The organism is Xanthovirga aplysinae (assembly GCF_009711365.1).
Taxonomy (GTDB): Bacteria; Bacteroidota; Bacteroidia; order Cytophagales; family Cyclobacteriaceae; genus Xanthovirga; species Xanthovirga aplysinae.
In genome coordinates this window covers 1-2,289 of sequence record NZ_SMMB01000547.1, presented here as the reverse complement: position 1 = coordinate 2,289, position 2,289 = coordinate 1, and the positions used below count along the sequence as shown (strand labels likewise).

At 31.7% G+C, this 2,289-nt stretch carries 1 protein-coding gene; it reads right to left on the bottom strand.

Going from position 1 to position 2,289, the window contains the following annotated elements:
• Nucleotides 1-438 precede the first annotated feature (438 nt).
• Nucleotides 439-1,236: a hypothetical protein gene (locus E1171_RS02555; RefSeq protein ID WP_155203773.1), complete on the bottom strand. Its 798-nt coding sequence runs from the start codon at nucleotides 1,234-1,236 to the stop codon at nucleotides 439-441.
• Nucleotides 1,237-2,289: the final 1,053 nt, after the last annotated feature.

Below are 2,289 nucleotides of genomic sequence, written 5' to 3'. Positions count from 1 at the left end.
TAATACCCCGCAATCATCTTACAACTATTTTGCCTTTTTGTAATTCCCCTAAAAAAATAGCTATCAGGCCTAAAGCTAAAATTTAAAAGGGACATTAAGGTAAACCAAGATGCGATATATTCTTAGGTAAGATTTAGCTCATCAGTTTTTTACTCCATTACGACGATTACTCCTTCCTTCTCTTTGATTCACAAACTGTATTGCTTAGATAAATTCCTTTTATAACCCTTTACGTTTCAAAAACAATTACCCCATGGTTTACTTTAGGAGTCATTCCTTTTATTAATTCCAGTATTCTTGTTTCACCAGTCATTTAAAGTCCACTAACCTTCTAAAATTAAACTTTTCACTTCCCTCTAGTGAGGAAGATTAAAGGTTTGGACTAACTTTTAAAAAAAGGGCATCAAGCCTATCATTTATCCATTCCCATGGATAAATTTAAAGTTTTTCCCATTCTCTAATATATTCCACTCTATCTAGCACTATAACTTGTTCATCCACATACCCCTTCTCTTCAAAAATGCTTTTTATATCCTCAATATGTCTATCTCCTACTTTATAAATTGTTGGTTCTAACTCTTTTCTTGCTGCAGCTCTGATCGTTGCAGTAATCATATTACGACTTCTTTCCAGCGTAAAGTCATAGTCTTTTAGGGAAATATTTTGATCTACTGTTCCTTTTAACGTATCTTGGATTTTCTTTAATAATCTAAGCCAACCTAAACGCCCTTTTCTCACCTTATCCCCCAGGTCAATAATATTCAATGCATTACGATTAACTTCCTTGTAAGCCTTCATTTCTTCAAGATTCAAAAGGTGTTGAGCAATTAGGTCTTTTAATCCCTCATCACCCAATTTATTCGCATATTCAGTGGATAAACCCAACATTGCCCTATATTCGAAATGAATGGATAAGTATGAACCGTAAATAGAATCCGCTTTTAGAAAATCGGTATTCCAAAATCTATTATACATAGAATAACGCTTATTCCAGATTTCTCCCAATTTTAATATTATGCTGTCAGGTACAATTTCATTATCCTCTCCAAGATTTATTTTATCTGCCTCGTAAACTACTTTCAACCCCTCTTGCTCCCATTTTCTTATTTCTTCGGTCATTGAAATTTCATCATGAATCTCTCCAACAATTGCTATTTTCTTTTTACCACTTTTAAGCACTGTTGCCAATGAATTATTCCTTAATTCAGGGTAGCGGGTATATGTATCTCCAGGCATAATTTCTCTGAATTACTTGTTTAAACTTAATTTATGATTTTTCCCTAAGTAAAAGATAAATAATGATAAATGGGATTAGAATTTGATTAGAAATTAAGGTAAATATCAATATGATTAAACATATATTGCCAAGGGCAAAAGCAAGTATTCACCAAGGTGAAACACTAACTTGAGCGTGGATATACCTGCCTATATTTATAAAAGTATAAAAGATCCTTTTCTATCTATATAAGAAAATCACTGATGAAAGTCGCATTTTCCAAAACTTGTTGATTAGCTTTTATTTGGAAATGCAAACAAATTACAAATGTTTCCGAGCTAGGTAAAGAGCAATCCATTTCTGTAAAAATTGGAATCAAATTTATAAATAAACTCCCGCTCGGCTCCATTTAAAAGGGGCCGAATGAGAGTTTTTTTATCCCTACATTTCGTCCTTTATCTGTCATAGTGAAATGAGCCAAACAAAAAAGCATCCCCTAAATAAAAAGAGAGAGTTCTAATAGGGAAATATAACCCATCAGTTTTTTATATTTTTTGCTCTATTATCCATAAACCAACCTATAGGTGAAATTTGTATCCAAAAAGAAAAATAGAAAATACTTAAATACCAGTATTTAAAGAAGAATGAAAAACCAATTCCTTGCATCCAGCCAAGTTATATATAATCATAAGTAAATAAAGGAAGCGTCATAAAGAGAGCTACCCAAAAAGAATTTTTAAATAAATCGCCTTTCCAAAATATTGAAGCATCCAATAAGAAAAAGGGAAAAAACAAGGGTTACAAGAATGCAGGCAATCACCTGAACCGTAAAAGAGCAACTTTGATAATAGTCAGGAAGTCCACCCAATAGAAAGAGGAACCAAACAATAAAACTTAGAAAAAGTAATGACAGATGCTTTTTTAATGTCTTGACATGATAAGTTAAATTCAAATATTAATCTACTTTCCTTGAGTATGTGTTCGAACTATATCTAACAAATATCTAGTTTTCCCTTAAACATATTTATCATTGTCTTAAATATTTTTATTTATCCTTTAGAGCATGTTTAAAA